Here is an 18,455-nt window from a genome sequence, read left to right on the forward strand (position 1 = left end):
GAAGGTACGCGGCCGCCCGTCACCCCGAGTCAGATCGGCAATCATGATCCTCTTTTTTGTTCGACGACTGGCATCCGGCGTGGCCGTGCTGTTCGTCGTATCTACCCTTGCCTTCTTTCTGCTCTATTACTCGTCGCAGAATGTCGCGAGGAACATCCTCGGCGAGGTCGCCACCGAGGAACAAGTGGCGCAGAAGACTACTGAGCTCGGTCTAGACCAGCCGATCGTCTCGCGTTACTTCGACTGGCTCGGCGGCGCGCTGACCGGCGACTTCGGAGTGTCGTGGTTCACCAGTCAGCCGGTACTAGACAGCATCTTGCTTCGCCTTCCGGTGACGTTGTCGCTCGTCGTCCTCACGACGCTGGTCACGGCGATCCTGTCGGTGCTTGTAGGCGTAACTGCAGCCGTGAAGCGGGGCGCGATTGACCGCACCCTGCAGGGCATATCAGTCGCGGGCGATGCGGTGCCGCAGTTCGTGATGGCCATCGCGCTCGTGACCATCTTCGCGCTTCAGCTCGGCTGGTTCCCGGCGATCGGATACGAGCCCATCGCTGAAGGCCTAGGCCCATGGGCCTACTCTCTGACCTTGCCCGTCGCGGCTCTCGCGATCAGCGCGATAGCTTCTACCGCGCAGCAGATCCGCAGCTCGATGATCTCGATGCTCAGTATGGACTGGGTCCGGACGTTGCGAAGCCGCGGGCTGTCAAACCGCGAGGTGCTCTACCGCCACGTGCTTCGTGCCTCGGCCCCGGCCGGACTCACGATCTTGTCTCTGCACTTCATCAACATGTTGAGCGGAGCAGTCGTGATCGAGCAGATCTTCGCGCTCCCTGGCGTAGGCTTCCTCGCTCTTCAAGCATCGGTCATCGGCGACATGCCACTGCTGATGGGAGTGATCGTGTATGTGGTGCTGGTCGTCATCATTGTGAACTTGCTCGTCGACCTCTTAGTCGGCTGGCTCAACCCGAAGGCGCGTGTCGCATGACCGTCCCAGATGAAGTTTCGTTCGATCGTCCGGTGGGCCCTCCTCGAGCACCGCGCGGGGGCACTGTACGCAGAGTTCTCCGCAACCCGCTGGGGGCGTTCGCCTCAGGATTCCTCTTGCTCGTCATCCTCGCCGCGATTCTGGCGCCGTGGATAAGCCCGTATGACCCGAACTTCTCTGAGCTGAGTAGCGCGTTCCAAGGGCCGAGTGCAGAGCATCTGCTCGGGACGGATAGCGCTGGCCGCGACATCTTGAGTCGGTTGATGATCGGCGCACAGAGCACGCTGCTCGCTGCCGCTCTCGCCGCAAGCGTCGCGGTGCTCATTGCCCTGCCGACGGGTCTCAGCGCCGGATACTTCGGAGGATGGTTCGACTCGATCGCGAGCTGGTCAACCAACGTGCTGATGTCGTTGCCCGCCATCATCGTGCTCCTGGCGGCAAGTGCGTCGCTCGGCAAGTCGGTGTGGATCTCGATGACGGTGTTCGGAATTCTGATGTCTGCGGGGCTCTTCCGCCTGACCCGAACCACGGTGAGAGCCGTACGCAACGAGCTTTACGTCGATGCCGCACGCGTCGCCGGCGTGGGGGATCTGAGCATCGTGGGACGGCACGTGTTGTTTGCCGTGCGGGCACCGCTCGTGATTCAGGTTGCGCTCTTGTGCGGTGTCGCGATCTCGATTCAGGCGGGCCTGGAGTTTCTGGGGCTGGGTGAGCCCGCTGTGCCGACATGGGGAGCGATGCTCAGTGAGGGCTTCCTGAACATCTACACAGCGCCCCTCCTAGCCTTCTGGCCCGGGCTTATCATCTCTCTCACGGTTGGATCATTCATCGTTCTGGGCAGCGCGATCCGCGATGCTCTTGAAGATGCGCCGACAGCGAGTGCTCGAACGCGAAAGCAGGCGGAACGAGCCAAGACGATCGCGCGCGCAGCGGAATCTGTGCCTGAAGCCTCCGAAGTGCCCCGGGAAAGTGCGGGCAATCATCTGCTCGAAGTTTCGGGCCTTCGGATCTCGTACACCGAGCCCTCGGGTGCGCAAAAGACGGTGGTGCAGGACTTCTCGTGTCATGTCGATCGCGGCGAAGTGGTGGGAATCGTTGGGGAGTCGGGCTCCGGCAAGTCTCAGTCCGCATTTGCGATTCTCGGGCTGTTGCCCGACGGGGCGGCAATCGATCACGGGTTCGTGCGCTTCGCAGGGCAGTACCTGGTGGATGCGACCAGCGAGCGCTCTAAGACCACGCGTATCGACTCGTATCGCGGCTCACGCATCGCCTACGTGCCGCAGGAGCCAATGAGCAACCTCGACCCGAACTTCACGGTCGGACACCAGCTGATCCGTCCGATGGTCAAGGTGCTGGGAATCTCCCGTGCCGAAGCGAAGAAACGCGCGCTCGAATTGCTTGCCACGGTGGGGATCCGTGACCCCAAGCGCACGATGGCGGCCTACCCGTTCGAGATTTCAGGTGGTATGGCGCAGCGTGTGCTGATCGCCGGGGCAGTCAGTTGCAAGCCGGACCTCTTGATCGCCGACGAGCCCACGACAGCACTCGACGTCACCGTCCAGGCGGACGTGCTGGCGCTCCTTCGCGATCTGCGAGAAGAGTTGAATATGGGTGTTCTGCTGGTGACGCACAACTTCGGTGTGGTCGCCGACATCTGCGACCGAGTGGTGGTCATGAAGTCGGGAGCGGTGGTCGAGCACGGCGACGTGCGTGCCGTGCTGACGGCACCGAAAGAGGGGTATACCCGTGAGCTCCTCAGCTCCGTCTTGGAGGGCAAGCCGCCGATGACGTTGCTGCTCTCAGACGACCCGGGGTCACCCGAAAGAGAGGCAGGGCGATGAGCCGCGACGCAGCCGGGCAGTTCCAGGATGAACTCCTACGCATCGAGAGCGTGGGTGTCGAATACCCGCGAAAGCACATCTTCGACAAACCCTTCAAAGCGATCTCTGACATCTCCCTGCAGATCCGACAGGGCGAGACGCTCGGCCTGGTGGGAGAGTCGGGGTCCGGCAAGACGACGCTCGGGCGAGCCGTTCTCGGACTCGTTCCCGTGACAGAGGGTCGGATCGTCTTCGAGGGCAACGACATCACCACCGCGACGCGGCGGCAGCGGCGCAGCCTGAGCAAAGACATCCAAGTCGTGTTCCAAGACCCCTACACGTCGTTGAATCCGTCGCTGAACATTGAGCAGATTCTCATCGAACCGCTCATGGTGCAGGGGATGGGTAAGCGGGAGTCGCGTCAGCGCGTGCGTGAGGTGCTAGACCACGTCGGTATGCCAAGCGACACCGCTGGGCGACGACCCCGCGAGTTCAGCGGTGGTCAACGACAGCGCATCGCGATCGCAAGAGCGCTCGTGATGTCGCCGCGCCTGATCGTGTGCGACGAACCGGTCAGCGCTCTCGACCTGTCGACCCAGGCTCGCGTGCTCGATCTATTCCTTCAGATTCAGCGCGACACCGGGGTGTCGTATCTCTTCATCTCGCACGATCTCGACGTGGTGGCGCACCTCAGTCATCGAGTCGCAGTGATGCTGAAGGGATCGATTGTCGAAGAGGGGACTGCCGCCCAGGTGACGCAGAATCCTGGCGAGGCCTACAGTCGAAAACTGCTACTGGCCTCGCCAGTGGCCGACCCCGATCGACAGCAAGAGCGCCGCGCGCGGTACCTGGCACTCGCTGGCGAGTCCCGTTCCATTGACTGACGCTCCGTAGCGCGCCGACCCCTAGGAGACTCGAGAGTGCCACACGCCAGCAGTCAGCGTCCGATCGCTCTCGTGGTGATGGAAGAAGCGCGCCGTGCGGAGGTCTATCCCGAGCACGTGCTTGCCGCGCTCGGCGATCAGGTGCGGTGGGCGCGCGCGCCAATGACCCGGGAAGAACTCCTCGAGGATATTGGTGTGCTCGACGCAGTGGAGTACCTGTTTCTTGGATGGGGCGCCCCAGAGCTCGACGAGCGCCTACTTCAGCATGCCCCGTCGTTGAAGCTTGTTCTGATGGCGGCAGGGTCCATTCGGGCGACCGTGTCGCTGGCCTTCTGGCGGCGTCGGATCCCGATTGTCTCTGCGGCTGCCGCGAACGCCCTACCTGTTGCAGAGTTCTCGGTGGCGCAAATCGTGCTGAGCTTGAAACATGCTCATCGCGTTGCACGTGAAATGGCTGACCCAGATCAGCTTGAAGCGCCCTCTCGTGCAGATATCCCCGGTGTGTATCGGCGATCGGTGGCATTGCTGTCCTTGGGTGCGATTGGCCGGCTGGTCGCGGAGAGGTTGGCTCCGTTCGATCTGGACGTGTTTGCCTACGATCCGTTCCTCCGCACAGAGACGGCTCGCACTCTTGGAGTTACCCCCATCTCTCTGGAACAAGCCTTCGCGGCATGTGACGTCGTGAGCTGTCACATGCCGCTCTTGCCGGAAACCCGAGGAGCCATCGGCGAAAAATTGCTCTCATCCCTCAAACCGGGGGCTGTGCTCATCAACACATCGAGGGGTGCGGTGATCGATGAGCCGGCACTGATCGAAGTGCTCGGCAAGCGCCCCGACATCACGGCGCTGCTCGATGTCACCACCGACGAACCCGTTCCCACCTCATCGCCGCTGCGCCGCCTGCCGAATGCGTTTCTCACGAGCCACTCCTCCGGATCTCAGGGACGGGAGCGTTGGCGTCTCGGCGAGCTCGTCCTCGAAGAGTTCGAGCGGCACAGATCAGGAGTGCCGCTTCTGTACGCGGTCACAGAGGAAGAGGCTCGCTCGAGAGCATGAGGGGAGCGATGTGCTCACTCCCCTCACCTCATCAGCCGATGCGGACCGTCTCGCTGGGCTCGAAGCCGAGCCGCCATGCTCGAAACCACACGGGCCCGTCGTCTTGCGGGATCGGGTCGGTGTAGACGTTCCAGGGCAGGTCCAGTTGGATCCGCCTGCCCAGTCGGGCTTCGAACTGTTGCGGCGGGCGCAGATCTGGCTCGTTCTTGGTCCACCCGATGGATGCTCCCTCGGTTGTCGAGGTTGCGCGAAGCATCCCCTCTTGCATCTCGACCTCGGGGGTGTCGGTCTGAGGGCGCACGCCTCCGGGGCTCCACGCACGGATGAGGTCCAGTTCGTCTTTCAGGCCAAGGTCGCCGGTGCCGCGCATCCATTGGTCGAGTTGCTCGCGCAGGCGCGAGACATGGTCGGTCACCGTGGGGTCGGCGATGAGGTTCGTAGTCTGGTGCGGATCGTTCACGAGGTCGTAGAACTCCTCGGGCTCCTTCGTCGTTGCGACCAGACGGCGTTGCGGTTCGGTCAGCAGGCTCGGCAATTCGCCGTCGGCAACTTGTCGCGCCTCGGCATACTTCATCATCCGCAGACGCTGGGTCGGCGGGAACTGGTCCGGGTACTTGCCGAACTGCATCGGTGAGCGATCGGGGTGCATGTGGCGGATGTAGCGATACCGGTCGTCCCGCACCGTGCGAGAGGTGTCCTCGTCGTCCATCATGCGGTCGCGGGCGCCGAAAGCGAGCCCGTCCGACACCAGCGCCGCGCCGGCCGATGAGATCAGGGGCGCGCTGTCCATGTTCTCGGGCACCTTGACTCCAGCGATTTCCAGAATCGTCGCGGCGAGATCCATCGTCTCGACCACGTCGGTGCGTACCTGGCCACCGGCGATCGCGGCCGGCCAGCGGACGATCAGGGGAACGCGAAGCCCCGCCTCAGCAGCCCAGCGCTTTCCTCCGGGCATTCCGATTCCGTGATCGCTCCAGAAAATGACCACGGTGTTCTCTGAGAGTCCGTCCGCAGCAAGATCATCGACCAGGCGGCCGACCCACTGATCCATCGCTGATATCAGGTTGAGGTAGTTCGCCCAGGCAGTGCGGAACTCGGGAAGATCGGGATAGTACGGCGGCAGGGTCACCTCTGCCGCATCACGACGAGCGTCGGGTGCAACCTGCGACAGGACGTCTACGAGCCGCGCCCCGTCCTCGTACAGCTTCGACTCGTGGGTGATCAGGCTGTGGAACGCCGCGAAGAACGGCGTCTGCGGATCGGGCCGGTCTCGCCAATGAGCGTTGTCGCCGCAATAGTCGAACGCGGTGGGAGGAACATCGAACTGGAAGTCGGTGAACCAGTTGTTCGTGGCGAAGTAGCCTGCGCGGCGCAGAATCTCGGGCACGAGTTGAACCTCGGGCGGGGGTACCGCGTTCGCACGCATGTGCATAGTCCCGGCCGCCGTGGGATAGACACCGGTGAAGATGGCTGATCGGGCGGGGGCGCACACGGGAGCAGCGGCTAGCGCGGAGTCGAATCGCACCCCTTCTGCTGCTAGAGCGTCGAGCCGTGGGGTGACGGCTTCTTCTGCCCCCGGCCACACACCGGCGTAGCACCCAAGATGTGGGTTGATGTCGTGGGTCGAGATGAACAGGAAGTTCGGACGGGCCATTGTCGTCTCCTTGAGGCTGTAGGGATGGCAACCGGTCGTGGGTTGCGCTGCGCTCGTTCAGCACTCCTACGCTATTCGATGAGACGGTGCTATGACAATCGGTTGCCATAGATAGGGGATACCCCGCGCTTGGGCCTAGGATTGCGGTGTTGCTGACTTTGGTCAGATCACAGTTGCAGGAGTATTCCGCGACGGAGAGGGCAACCCAATGAGCGACGATTCCGATGCCGAACCCCAGCGCAGCGTTCCCACGCGTCGTCGCTCGCCCGGAGGCGCCCCGACCATCTACGACATCGCGGAGCTGACGGGGGTCAATCCCTCGACGGTGTCCCGCGCGCTCGGCAAACCAGGTCGCGTGAGTGCGAAAACCGAGGCAAAGATTCGGGCTGCCGCGGCGCAGCTCAATTTTCGCGTGAACCCCATGGCGCGGGCTCTGCCGACGGGCCGCACGCACACCCTGGCGCTGATCGTTGCAGACATCACGAACCCGCTGTTCTTCCGATTGGTCCGGGGGGCCGAGCTCGCAGCCACCGGTGCCGGGTACGCTCTCGTCATCGCAGAGTCTCAGGAATCGGGCGACGCCGAAGCCGATGTCATCGAGCAGATAATGCCGAGCGTCGACGGGATCGTTCTGGCGACGACGCGACTGTCGCCCGAGCGCATCGCCGAGATCGCCTCACGAAAGCCGCTGGTCGTCGTCAATCGCGAGGTCGTCGGCGTGACTGCGGTCGTCCCAGGCGTCGAGCGCGGCACGCAAGCGCTTGTGTCACATCTCTACGAAATGGGTCATCGATCAATCGCATATCTCAGCGGGCCCGTCACATCGTGGATGAGCGAGCGCCGCTGGACCATCATCCTCGAAGCCGCCGAAGCGCTCGGCATCGCTGCGGTCGAGATCGGGCCTGCCTCCCCTACACTCTCAGGCGGACGAGAAGCGCTCCGCCGCGTCATCGCCTCCCGTGCGACCGCAGTCGTCGCGTTCAACGACTTGATGGCGATGGGGCTGATGCAGGCCGCAGCAGAGGCTGCGGTGGTGGTTCCGGATGAACTAAGCGTGGCCGGCTTTGACGATATTTTCGGAAGCGAACTTATTTCGCCGGCCCTGACCACGGTGCGAGCGCCCCTCGTCGAGATGGGGCAGCGCGCAGTGGTGGGAGTTCTCGCGGCGGTGTCGTCGGAAGACGACGCAGTAAGCGAAGACATGCCCGCCCTAACGACGGAGCTCATCGTCCGGGGGTCGACCGGTCACGCGCCCGGCGGGCCGTTCAGTTCCTAGCCGCTAGACGCGACATGCGGCTAGAACTGTCGTTCGTCGGCGGTGAGCGGAGCACTCCGAACTAGGGGTTGAAGCCTGACTGCGTCGCGTGCAGGTGTGCGTACCGCCCATTTAGTGTGAGCAGCTCATCGTGTGATCCAACCTCGACGATCTCACCGTGCTCGAGTACGACGATGCGATCGGCCTGACGGATCGTCGAGAGCCTGTGGGCGACGACCAGGGTGGTGCGCCCTTTCATCAGGCGGTTGAGTGCTTCTTTGACGAGTTCTTCAGACTCGGGATCGAGCGCGCTCGTCGCCTCGTCGAGCAGCAAGATTCGGGGGTCGCGTACGAGCGCGCGGGCGATCGCAAGCCGTTGGCGTTGACCACCCGACAGGCGAGAGCCCCGCTCACCGACTACCGTCTGCCATCCGTCTGGGAGCGCATCGACGAACTCTGCGGCGTTGGCGTCTCGTAGCGCGCCGCGCAGACGATCGTCATTGATGTCTTCAAGCCCGTACGCGATGTTGTCGCGGATCGTTCCCTCGAACATCACGGACTCCTGAGGCACGACCGACACGTATCGACGCACCGTGCGCAGATCGAGCTGCTGCATGTCGTCGCCGTCGAGCAGAATCTGGCCTGAAGTAGGGCGCACGAAGCCCAGCACGAGGTTGAGCATGGTGGACTTGCCCGACCCGGACGACCCCACGAATGCGACTGTCTCACCGGGTGAGATGTCGAGGTTGATGTCGTGCACCGCGTCGCGGTCAGCTCCGTCATACCGTTGGCTGACGTGCCTCAGATCTATATGGCCTTCGACAGCGTCGACGTCGCGCTTGCCAGCGTTCTGCTCCAGGTCGGGCTCTTGCAGCACCTCGGCGATTGACCGCATCGATTCCATCCCGCGCGCGCCAACCGGGATGAGCATCAGCAGCTGGGTAAGCCCCTGGGTCAGCAGCGCGAAGTAGGTAGACAGCAGCACTACCTCACCCGGGGTGATCGGTAGCACGCCGGTCAGGGCGAAGATCGCGGCCAACACGAGAGTGCCGAACCCGAGGATCTGCATGGTGACCCATGAGATGGATGCGACGTGACCGTTGAGCATGTCCAAGTGCAAGCCCGCACGTCGAACGCCGTCGGCACCGTCGGCGACCCGGGATACCGCCGTCTGCTCCAGCCCGTGGGCGCGGGTGACGGGGATGAGGGATGCCATCTCTCCCACACGGGCGGCGAAGCCCTCAACTTCGCGCCGGAACACCTCGTTACGGGTGCGGGAGCGTCGGCTGAGGGCCCAGCGCAGTCCGAGAGCGATTGGCACGGCCAGCGCATAGACGGGCAGGAACTGCGGCACGGCGATCGCTGTCATCGTGATGGCGCCGGTGAGCACCATCGTAGAAGACAGCAGCGGGTGCGTCAGTTGCTGCAGCATGAGCTCGACGTTCTCGACGTCGCGCACGACCTTCGTCTGCACAATCGCCGCACTCACTCGCGTGTGGTAGCCGATGGACAGTGCTTGCAGCCGCTCGGCTAGCGCATTGCGCAAGTCTGCACCGGTGTCGCGGACCACGGTCATGAAGTTGCGGGTGTAAACGATGTGGTTCGGGTAGTTCTGCAGCAACAGAACCAGTGCCACGCTGAACCACACGAGCACCGTCGTCACATCGCCTCCGCTGGCGACGATATCGATGATCTCGGCGGTCACCACTGGCAGAAACCACACGGGGATTTCCTTCGCGGCGAACGCGAGTATCGCCACGGTCATTCGTCCGGGGCGCCGGGCTAGGAGACGAAGGATCGACCGGGCAGGACGAGGTCCCTCGACGACTCGGATGGTATTGGTAAACGCTTTCTGCGCCATGATGCTCTCATTGTAGTGATTGCCGCGATGAAGGGCTCGCGCCGCCATCTCGCACGCAATCACTCCGGCGATCTCGCGTCGGGTGAGTTCGGTGAGAGCGCTCTGCGCCTCCTGTTAGGCGTCGCCGAGAGCGGCAGCTACAACTGCGCGAGCTTCCTCTTGCACCTGCGCGAGGTGCTCCGGGCCCCGAAGCGACTCTGCGTACAGCTTGTAGACGTCTTCGGTTCCCGAGGGCCGAGCGGCGAACCACGCGTGCTCGGTCTGCACTTTGACGCCGCCGATTGCGGCGTCGTTTCCTGGCGCGTGCGAGAGCTTGGCGGTGATCGGCTCACCGGCCAGCTCGGTGGCGGTGACGGCGTCGGGTGAGAGCTTGCCGAGAGTCGCCTTTTGAGCGGGGGATGCTGCCGCATCCACTCGCTGATACGCCGACGCACCAAACTCAGCCTCAAGCTCGGAATACCGCTGCGACGGAGTCTTGCCTGTCACTGCCAGGATCTCGGCCGCGAGCAGGCACAGCAACAGACCGTCTTTGTCGGTGGTCCACACCGAACCATCGAAGCGCAGGAACGAGGCGCCCGCTGACTCTTCGCCGCCGAATGCGACGGAGCCGTCAAGCAAACCGGGGACGAACCACTTGAACCCGACCGGAACTTCAAGCAGGGTGCGGCCAAGCGATTCAGCGACTCGGTCGATGATCATCGACGAAACGAGCGTCTTGCCCACCGCCGCGCCTTCGGGCCAGTTCGGGCGGTGCGAGAACAGATAGTCGATCGCCACCGCAAGAAAGTGGTTGGGGTTCATCAGCCCGGCGTCGGGCGTCACGATTCCGTGGCGGTCGGCGTCGGCATCGTTGCCGGTCAGAATGTCGTACTCGCTGCGCTTCTGCACGAGTGAGGCCATGGCGTTGGGCGAAGAAGGATCCATGCGAATCTTCTCGTCCCAGTCGAGCGTCATGAAGCGCCAGGTGGGGTCAACATCGGGGTTCACGACCGTGAGGTCGATGTCATAGATCTCTGAGATCAGCGCCCAGTACTCCACCGAGGCACCGCCGAGAGGATCGGCGCCGATGCGCACCCCTGATGACTTGATCGCTGCCATGTCGATGATGTTCTCGAGGTCGCGAACATAGGCATCGCGAAAGTCATACTCGCCGAGAGTGTCTTCGTTGATGTCTTTGTGAAGTGTTCGCTGCAGGCCCTCCAGATTCGCTTCGATCAGCGCGTTGGCGCGGTCGGCGATCCACCCGGTGGCGTCGGTGTCGGCTGGCCCGCCGTGCGGAGGGTTGTATTTGAAGCCGCCATCACGCGGGGGGTTGTGGCTCGGGGTGACGACGATGCCGTCAGCGCGGCCGGGGTCGGCAGCATCCCGTCCCTTGTTGTAGGCGAGAATCGCGTGACTCAGCGCGGGAGTCGGTACCCACGCATCACGGGAGTCCACACGCACGTCGACACCGTTCGCCACCAACACCTCGATCGCGCTGCGTTCGGCGGGGAGCGAGAGCCCGTGCGTGTCGCGCCCGAGAAACAGCGGACCTTCGATGCCCTGTGCTCGTCGGTAGTCGACGATCGCCTGAGTCGTGGCGAGAATATGCACCTCGTTGAAACTCGCGAGCAACGACGAGCCGCGGTGGCCGCTCGTGCCGAACGCCACGCGTTGCGCGGCGATGCTCGGGTCGGGTTTTACGTCGTAGTAGGCGGAGATGACCTCGTCGATGTCGATGAGGTCGGATGCTTCGGCTGGCTGTCCTGCGCGGCTCATGAGAACAGTCTGCCTGTGCCGAGCCCAATCTGTCTCGTTCGTGTCGACTTCACACGCGGTTCACTGCTGAAACCGATCGTGATCGTTGGAAAATGCGCGCGCGGCTAGGCTGATCCTCGTGACTTTCGAGCCAGAATCCTCCGCGCGCCGCACCTACAGCTTTCTGGGACCGGTCGGCACCTTCACCGAGGCAGCGCTTGCGCAGGTGCCTGAGGCTCGCGGTCAAGAGTGGCGGTCAGTGCACAACGTTGGCGAGGCGCTCGCCGACGTCGTCTCGGGTCGCTCGCACGCGGCGGTCATCGCAATCGAGAACTCGGTAGACGGCGGGGTTTCGACCGCGCAGGACGCGCTCGCCACGATGCCCGGACTGCGCATCATCGGCGAGTATCTCGTGCCGGTCGAGTTCGTGCTGGTGGGGCGCCCCGGCGCAAAGCTTGAAGACGTCGCGTTGATCTCGGCGCATCCCGTCGCCTACGCGCAGTGCTTGCAGTGGCTCTCGTCGACGCTGCCCGCGCACGCACATGTTCCCGCAGCCAGCAACGTTGCGAGTGCGATGGGAATGCTCGAAGGAACGAGTGATGCAGATGCTGCGATCTCACCGCCCGGCGTTCTTGAGCATCATGAACTTGAGCTTCTTGCATCGAAGATCGGTGACAACGCCGACGCCGTGACTCGTTTCGTGCTCGTGGCGCGCACGGTCGCGCCACCGAGCCCGACCGGCGCCGACAAGACATCGCTTATCGTCGAACTGCCAGAAGACCATCCCGGTGCTCTGCTTGAGATGCTCGAGCAGTTCGCAACGCGCGGCATCAACCTGAGCCTGCTCGCTTCGCGCCCGATTGGCGATGCGCTCGGCCGATACCGGTTCGTCATCGATGCCGATGGCCATATTGAAGACGAGCGTATGGCGGATGCCTTGCTGGGGCTGAGGCGCTTCAGCCCGAAGGTTATTTTCTTGGGCTCATACCCCCGCGCTGACCACGCGGTTGTGCACTACCCCGAGCGGTACTCGAATGACGTGTTTGCCGAGGCCCGTGACTGGCTACGCGCACTTATCAGCGGAGAACCCGAGGCCTGACCTCGTGCGCGCCTGCGCTTAGCTTGCCTGCGCCGTCGCGATCAGCTCAAGAGTCTGAGAGCGGCCGGGGCTTGTATCGAGCGCTTCGCTTTCATAGGCACCCGCGATCGGTGAGATCATCACTTCATCGACTCCCCACTTGCCCGCGAACTCCGCCAGCGATGACGCGACACTTTCGCCGGTGCCGATGAACCATCCGGCGCGTGCGGCCTGACCCATCGTGTCGCCCATCGAGTCGAAGTCGCTTGCGCCGGCGAGCGACTGCTCCACCGTTTCTTGCGCGATGAGCGGGCGGTTGGTGCGCAGTCGAATCATGGTGCGCAGATTGGGGAGCGTGCGTGCTTCGGCTTCTTCGTGGGTGGGGGCGGCAACGGCGTTGACAGTCAAAAAGGTGCGCGGTTCGGGGTTTTCCTCGCTCGGCTGATACTTAGTTCGGTACAGGTCGAGCGCGCGCTCAAGGCCCTGGCCCGAGAAGTGGTTGGCGAAGACGTAGGGAAGCCCGTGCGCTGCCGCCAGCTGGGCCGAATAGTCGCTCGAGCCAAGCAGCCATACCTGGGGCATCGTCGTGGCACGAGGGGTGGCGGTGACTTCGTAGGTGCCGCCCGACGCGTAGCGAACACTGGCGCCATCGGGCGATACGAGCGAGCGAATGTCGGTGATGTGATCGGGAAAGCGATCGACATCGCTCGTGGTGCCGCTTTGACGCAGCAATTGAGTGATCACCGGGTCGCTGCCAGGTGCCCGGCCGAGACCAAGATCGATGCGGCCCGGGGCAAGTGCTTCAAGAGCGGCGAACTGTTCGGCGACCACCAGCGGAGAGTGATTGGGCAACATGACTCCGCCCGACCCAACGCGAATGCGCACCGTGCGCGCAGCCGTAGCAGCGACGAGAACGGGCGGGGTCGTCGAGGCCACCGCGGGCATATTGTGGTGCTCGGCGAACCAGTAACGGCGAAAGCCGAGATGGTCGGCGCGCGCGGCGAGAGCAAGCGACGCGGCGACTGCCTGTGCGCTGGTCTGACCGGTGCGCACCGGCACGAGATCAAGCACGGACAGGGCGGGGGCTGGTGCGGTAGTCATCGTCAGTCACAACACGGTGAAGCATCCGAAGTATTCCACGCCCAGCAAATTCCCCACCCACCGCGGCCGCAGCGTCACTTCGAGCGCTTCACCACGTCGTAGGCATTGAGCGCCGCCCCGCGTGAAGCACGCAGGTCAACGATCGGCGCGCTCGCCAGCTGCCCGGCCGTCCACCGACTGATGTACTCACCGTGCGGGTCGAACTTCTTTGCCTGCAACTCGGGGTTGAAGATGCGAAAGTAGGGCGCCGCATCAGCGCCTGAGCCCGCAACCCACTGCCAGTTGAAGGGGTTGCTTGCGGCATCGGCGTCGACAAGGGTGTCCCAGAACCACTGTTCGCCGTGTCGCCAGTCGATGAGCAGATTCTTGGTGAGCAGCGACGCGACCACCATGCGCACACGGTTGTGCATGGTGCCGGTGTGCCAGAGCTCGCGCATTCCGGCGTCGACGAGTGCAACTCCGGTTCGTCCGTGCTGCCACGCGCTGAGCGCTTGCTCATCGAGCGGCGGCCACGGAAACGCATCGAACTCGCGGCGCCAGTTCTGATTTGCGAGATCGGGGGAGTGAAAAAGGGTGTGCCACGCGAACTCGCGCCAGCCGAGTTCAGACAAGAACCGATGAGTGGATGCTGCGGGCTCCGCAACCGCGAGCGTTTCGTGCCACACGGTGTGGGGGCTCAGTTCGCCCCATCGCAGGCGCGGCGAGAGCAGTGAGGTCGCGCCCGCTGCCGGTTCATCGCGGGCGCGATCGTAGTCGGCGAGATCATTCGTCAAGAACTGTTCCAGCCGTTCACGGGCTGCGGGCTCGCCCGGTTGCCACGTCTCGCGAAGCCCTCCCGCCCAGTCGGGGGTATGGGGCAGAAGGCGCCAATCGTCGAGGGCGTCAGACGCAACGCGGTGCTTCGCACCCCTGATTTCGGTGGGCTCCGCGAGCGGCTCGCGGGGTGCAGGCAGCGACTGGCAGGCGCGCCAGAACGGCGTGAACACCGAATAGGGCGTGCCCGCACCGGTTCTCACCGTCCACGGTTCGAACAGCAGCGAAGCGGCAAACGACGCCACCTCGACCCCCCGCGCGCGCAGCTCCTGTTTCAGCGCGGTGTCGATTTCGCGTTCGGGGCCCGCGTAGCGCCGGTTCCAGAAGATCGCTGAGGCATCAGCATCCTGAACTGTTTGCTGCACCACTTTTTCTGCGGGCCCTCGCCGCAACACGAGCTGTGCTCCGCGTTCGCGCAAACGCTCGCCGAGGGAAGCGAGCGAGTGATGCAGCCACCACTTTGCAGCGCCGCCCAGGGGGCGCACGCCGGGTGATTGCTCGTCGAGAACGAAGAGGCACAGAACCGGCCCGCCGCGTTCGAGCGCCGCGTGGAGGGCAGGGTTATCGGCTAGGCGCAGGTCGTCGCGAAACCAGACGATCGAGGTGGATGCCGCAGTGCTCTGTTGCCCGCTCATGCAGCAATTGTGCCTCGACGTGACCGGCTCGGGGCCGTGCATGCGTGGTCGCGTGTCAGATCTTGTGGCCCCGCGGCACCGACAGCAGCAGCGAGCCTGCGTCGATGCTCACCGACACGCGTGAGGCTTCGCCGAATTCGTCACCGTCGAGTTGAACGGGGTGCGCTCGATCGGCGCCGACGTCGATACCCGAACCGCGCGAATAACGCACCGCGCTGTTTTTGGTGCGCAATGCAAGCACCTGTCGTCCCGCGCGGAATCGCTGCAGCACGCTGTTGTCCCACGCCACCCGGCGCCACACCAGCAACCATCCGAGTGGGCCCTTGGGCTGGAAGACGACGACGTCGAGTGCACCGTCAGTGACAGACGCTTCGGGAATCAGGTCGAGTCCCGCCGGCAGCTGGCCGCAGTTGGCGAAGAGCACGCTTTGCACTTTTGAAGAGTGCAACCGTGCCCCCGGCAGTTGGTACGAGACTCGGAATGGCTTCGCGCTGGGCAAAGAGCGGGCAGCTCCGTCGACATATGCCACCCAGCCGACGCTCTTTTTGAGTTGCGCGTTGGTATTGGCGATCATCGCGGCGTCGAGACCCATGCCGCCCATCACGACGAACGCGTGCTTGTCTTTCTGCCCGTCGGCTCGCACGAGTTCCGCCCAGCCGACGTCGATCGCGCTGACGTCGCCGGTGAACGCCGCGCGCACCATCAGCATGGGGGAAGAGAGCGGAAGCTTCAGATTGCGTGCGAGCAGGTTGCCGGTGCCGCTGGGAATGATCGACAGGGGCACGCCGCTGCCACTCATGGCTTCTGACACGGCGCGCACCGTGCCGTCGCCGCCGGCGACGAGAACGACGTCTACGTGCTGCTCGAGCGCTTCGCGCGTGACACCGTCGCCGAGGTCATCGACCTGGGTCTCAAAGAAGAGTGGCTCTTGCCAACCAGCTTTGGCTGCTTCATCAACCACGGTGGCACGCAGTTTTTTTTCGTCCACTTTGGTCGGATTGTAGATAAGCGCCGCCCGCTTTGATTCGCCGGAAGCCTGTGTCATGGGCCAACAATATCGGGCTGGATGCTGCTTCCGTGCCGCTGACTAGACTTGTGCCGTGATTGATCCCGTACTTCTCCGCGAAAATCCTGAGCTGGTCAAGCGCTCGCAAGCCGCGCGCGGGGAGTCGGTGGACGCTGTCGACGAGGCGCTCGCCGCAGACAGCGAACGCCGCGCAGCTATCACCGCCTTTGAAGAGCTGCGTGCTGAGCAGAATCTGGCGGGCAAGAAAGTAGCGCAGGCGCCGAAAGAAGAGAAAGCCGCGCTGGTTGCGCAGGCGAAAGATCTCAGCGAGCGTGTGAAGGCGGCGCAGCACGCGGTCGCTGCCGCCGAAGAGGCCTCACAGGTCGCGCTGGCGAAGATCGAGAACATTGTGCTTGACGGCGTTCCCGCCGGTGGCGAAGCCGACTTCGTGACGCTGCGCACGCACGGCGACGAGCCCACGTTCGATTTTGAGCCGCGTGATCACCTCGAGCTCGGCGAGATGCTCGATGCGATTGACATGGAGCGTGGCACCAAGGTTTCGGGGAGCCGCTTCTACTTCTTGAAGGGAGTCGGCGCGCGCCTCGAGATCGCCCTGATGAATCTCGCGCTCGATCGCGCGCTGCAAGAGAATTTCGTGCCGCTCGTTCCGCCCACGCTGGTGCGGCCCGAAGTGATGCGCGGCACTGGCTTTCTCGGTCAGCACGCCGCAGAGGTCTACCACCTGCAAGACGACGATCTATACCTCGTTGGCACGAGTGAAGTGCCGATGGCGGGCTATCACATGGACGAGATCCTTGATCTCGGCAAGGGTGCCAAGCGTTACGCCGGTTGGTCGACCTGTTATCGCCGCGAGGCTGGGTCGTACGGCAAAGACACGCGCGGCATCATCCGCGTGCACCAGTTCAACAAGCTCGAGATGTTCGTCTATACGGCGCCCGAAGACGCTGAGGCTGAGCACCTGCGCCTGGTGGGTATGCAAGAGCGGATGCTGCAAGACCTGGGTCTTTCATACCGCGTGATTGACGTCGCCGCGGGCGATTTGGGCTCGAGCGCCGCGCGCAAGTACGACATTGAAGCCTGGGTGCCTACGCAGGGCGCGTACCGCGAGCTGACGTCGACGTCGAACTGCACGACGTTCCAGGCTCGGCGCCTCGATATTCGTCACAGGCTGTCGGCTGAGCAAGGCGGAAAGACGCAGCCCGTTGCAACGCTCAATGGAACTCTGGCAACGACGCGCTGGATCGTCGCACTGCTCGAAACCCACCAGCGCGCCGATGGATCGGTGTTGGTGCCCGAAGTGCTGCGGCCCTTCCTTGGCGGACTCGAAGTCATGGAGCCCGTCGAGTGAGCCACGCTCAGCTGCCCCCGATCGGCGAAGTCGAGGTAGCTGCGCCGGCTGAAGCCGCCGAAAAGGTGGAGCAGGCAGCGCACGACGCCGAAGACCCGCGGGTGGCGGCTATGCCGCTGCTCATTGCCTTGGACCTTGACGGCACGGTTCTTCTCGAAGATGAGACGCTCAGTTCCGGAGTGTTCGACGCCGTTGCCGAGGCTCGCGAGGCGGGTCACGAAGTCATGGTCGCCACGGGTCGCAGCTGGGAGGGCACCGTCGATGTGCTCGCGTTGCTGCAGATTGCCCCAGAGTTCGTGGTCTGCTCAAACGGCGCCGTGGTGCTCAAGCGAGTTTCGATTGAACCGCTTGAGTACGAACGCTTCAAGGTTGAAACCTTCGATGCCACTGACGTGTTGCAGCTGCTGCGTGCGCAGTTGCCCGATGCCCACTACCTGGTCGAGCTGGCTGACGGGGCGCGGCGCTACACCGACTTCCTGCCGGATTGGAAGCTGGAGCGCACTGAAAAAGTGCTGTTCGAAGAGCTCGCAACTGATCATGTCTGCCGCGTCGTGGTCGTGGCACCAGATCAACACGAGAAGGATTTTTCAGCAATCGTCGAGAGCATCGGCCTGCATCATGTGTCATATGCCGTGGGGTTCACTGCGTGGCTCGACATCGCGCCGAAAGACATCGACAAGGGCACGGGTCTGGAGCTGGTTCGCACTGAACTGGGCATCGCTCCCGATCACGTGATGGTCATCGGTGACGGCCGCAATGATCTCGGCATGTTCCGTTGGGCGCTGCAAAACGGAGGTCGCGCTGTGGCGATGAGGCAGGCTCCGCAAGAGGTGTTGGATGCTGCCGGCGAGATGACGCTTTCGGTCGAAGAAGGTGGCGTCGCAGCAATTTTGCGAAGTCTCTGAACCTGATCGGGATTGGGTTCTCGCCCGAATTTTCAAGCGTCGCGGGCGTACGGCGGAATCTCGACGTGCCCTCAGGGCGTGCACAGGCACCGCTGGAAGAATAAGTTCGCCGCGGCTGTCGGCTAGACTCGACGATTGTTCGATGAAATGTCATTCGTGGCATGTCGTCGGGAGGGTTGTCCGAGCGGCCGATGGACCTGGTCTTGAAAACCAGTGGGCAGAAATGTCCCGTGGGTTCGAATCCCACACCCTCCGCAAGAAATAAGGTGTGTCGGGGGAGAATCAGAGAACGAAGC

The 18,455-nt window shown here is 63.5% G+C and carries 14 protein-coding genes and 1 tRNA gene; 9 read left to right on the plus strand and 6 right to left on the minus strand.

Translation table 11 applies throughout. The annotated features are described in order from the left end of the window. Window positions 1-43 precede the first annotated feature (43 nt). Genes WDU96_RS03130 through WDU96_RS03145 form a run of 4 tightly spaced genes read left to right on the plus strand, consistent with a single transcriptional unit; the run spans window position 44 to window position 4,745 of the window. The gene (locus WDU96_RS03130) at window positions 44-985 is read left to right on the plus strand and encodes an ABC transporter permease (protein WP_337337026.1); all 942 of its coding nucleotides are present in this window, start codon (window positions 44-46) and stop codon (window positions 983-985) included. Beyond that, complete coding sequence (locus WDU96_RS03135; RefSeq protein ID WP_337337027.1) at window positions 982-2,826, plus strand: dipeptide/oligopeptide/nickel ABC transporter permease/ATP-binding protein; 1,845 nt, start codon at window positions 982-984, stop codon at window positions 2,824-2,826. The genes WDU96_RS03130 and WDU96_RS03135 overlap by 4 nt, the downstream gene beginning before the upstream one ends. Continuing rightward, a complete protein-coding gene (locus tag WDU96_RS03140; protein WP_337337028.1) occupies window positions 2,823-3,689 on the plus strand; it encodes an ATP-binding cassette domain-containing protein in 867 nt (288 codons plus the stop codon). Before WDU96_RS03135 ends, WDU96_RS03140 begins: the two co-directional genes overlap by 4 nt. 36 nt (window positions 3,690-3,725) lie before the next feature. Further along, complete coding sequence (locus WDU96_RS03145; protein WP_337337029.1) at window positions 3,726-4,745, plus strand: hydroxyacid dehydrogenase; 1,020 nt, start codon at window positions 3,726-3,728, stop codon at window positions 4,743-4,745. Window positions 4,746-4,776: 31 nt separating this feature from the next. Here the strand turns inward: WDU96_RS03145 and WDU96_RS03150 are convergent, their stop codons facing one another. Next, window positions 4,777-6,399, minus strand: a complete 1,623-nt coding sequence (locus WDU96_RS03150) for a sulfatase family protein (RefSeq protein WP_337337030.1) — start codon at window positions 6,397-6,399, stop codon at window positions 4,777-4,779. 208 nt (window positions 6,400-6,607) lie between these two features. On the opposite strand from WDU96_RS03150, the gene WDU96_RS03155 reads away from it, so the two are divergent. After that, entirely contained in the window at window positions 6,608-7,675 is a 1,068-nt protein-coding gene (locus tag WDU96_RS03155) for a LacI family DNA-binding transcriptional regulator (RefSeq protein ID WP_337337031.1), read from the plus strand. A gap of 61 nt (window positions 7,676-7,736) precedes the next feature. Here the strand turns inward: WDU96_RS03155 and WDU96_RS03160 are convergent, their stop codons facing one another. Beyond that, complete coding sequence (locus WDU96_RS03160) at window positions 7,737-9,515, minus strand: ABC transporter ATP-binding protein (protein ID WP_337337032.1); 1,779 nt, start codon at window positions 9,513-9,515, stop codon at window positions 7,737-7,739. A 114-nt stretch (window positions 9,516-9,629) separates the two neighbouring features. Then, the gene (gene pgm, locus WDU96_RS03165; protein WP_337337033.1) at window positions 9,630-11,273 is read right to left on the minus strand and encodes a phosphoglucomutase (alpha-D-glucose-1,6-bisphosphate-dependent); all 1,644 of its coding nucleotides are present in this window, start codon (window positions 11,271-11,273) and stop codon (window positions 9,630-9,632) included. 118 nt (window positions 11,274-11,391) lie between these two features. Between pgm and pheA the strand changes: the two genes are divergently transcribed. After that, window positions 11,392-12,351, plus strand: a complete 960-nt coding sequence (gene pheA, locus WDU96_RS03170; protein ID WP_337337034.1) for a prephenate dehydratase — start codon at window positions 11,392-11,394, stop codon at window positions 12,349-12,351. 18 nt (window positions 12,352-12,369) lie between these two features. Here pheA and WDU96_RS03175 read toward each other — a convergent pair whose 3' ends face one another. The 3 genes from WDU96_RS03175 to WDU96_RS03185 all read right to left on the minus strand — a co-directional run bounded on the left by WDU96_RS03175 (window position 12,370) and on the right by WDU96_RS03185 (window position 15,924). Then, a complete protein-coding gene (locus WDU96_RS03175) occupies window positions 12,370-13,431 on the minus strand; it encodes an LLM class flavin-dependent oxidoreductase (RefSeq protein ID WP_337337035.1) in 1,062 nt (353 codons plus the stop codon). 74 nt (window positions 13,432-13,505) lie between these two features. After that, the gene (locus WDU96_RS03180) at window positions 13,506-14,879 is read right to left on the minus strand and encodes a cryptochrome/photolyase family protein (RefSeq protein WP_337337036.1); all 1,374 of its coding nucleotides are present in this window, start codon (window positions 14,877-14,879) and stop codon (window positions 13,506-13,508) included. Between the two features lie 55 nt (window positions 14,880-14,934). Beyond that, window positions 14,935-15,924 carry a diacylglycerol/lipid kinase family protein gene (locus tag WDU96_RS03185; RefSeq protein ID WP_337337037.1) on the minus strand — a complete coding sequence of 330 codons (990 nt, stop codon included), beginning with the start codon at window positions 15,922-15,924 and terminating at the stop codon, window positions 14,935-14,937. A 55-nt stretch (window positions 15,925-15,979) separates the two neighbouring features. Between WDU96_RS03185 and serS the strand changes: the two genes are divergently transcribed. The 3 genes from serS (at window position 15,980) to WDU96_RS03200 (ending at window position 18,414) form a co-directional block, all read left to right on the plus strand. Continuing rightward, window positions 15,980-17,254, plus strand: a complete 1,275-nt coding sequence (serS, locus tag WDU96_RS03190; RefSeq protein WP_337337038.1) for a serine--tRNA ligase — start codon at window positions 15,980-15,982, stop codon at window positions 17,252-17,254. Then, entirely contained in the window at window positions 17,251-18,159 is a 909-nt protein-coding gene (locus WDU96_RS03195; RefSeq protein ID WP_337337039.1) for an HAD-IIB family hydrolase, read from the plus strand. Before serS ends, WDU96_RS03195 begins: the two co-directional genes overlap by 4 nt. Window positions 18,160-18,329: 170 nt before the next feature. Beyond that, a tRNA-Ser gene (locus tag WDU96_RS03200) sits at window positions 18,330-18,414 on the plus strand. Window positions 18,415-18,455: the final 41 nt, after the last annotated feature.

The sequence above is a fragment of the Microbacterium marmarense genome, from assembly GCF_037204165.1.
GTDB lineage: Bacteria > Actinomycetota > Actinomycetes > Actinomycetales > Microbacteriaceae > Microbacterium > Microbacterium marmarense.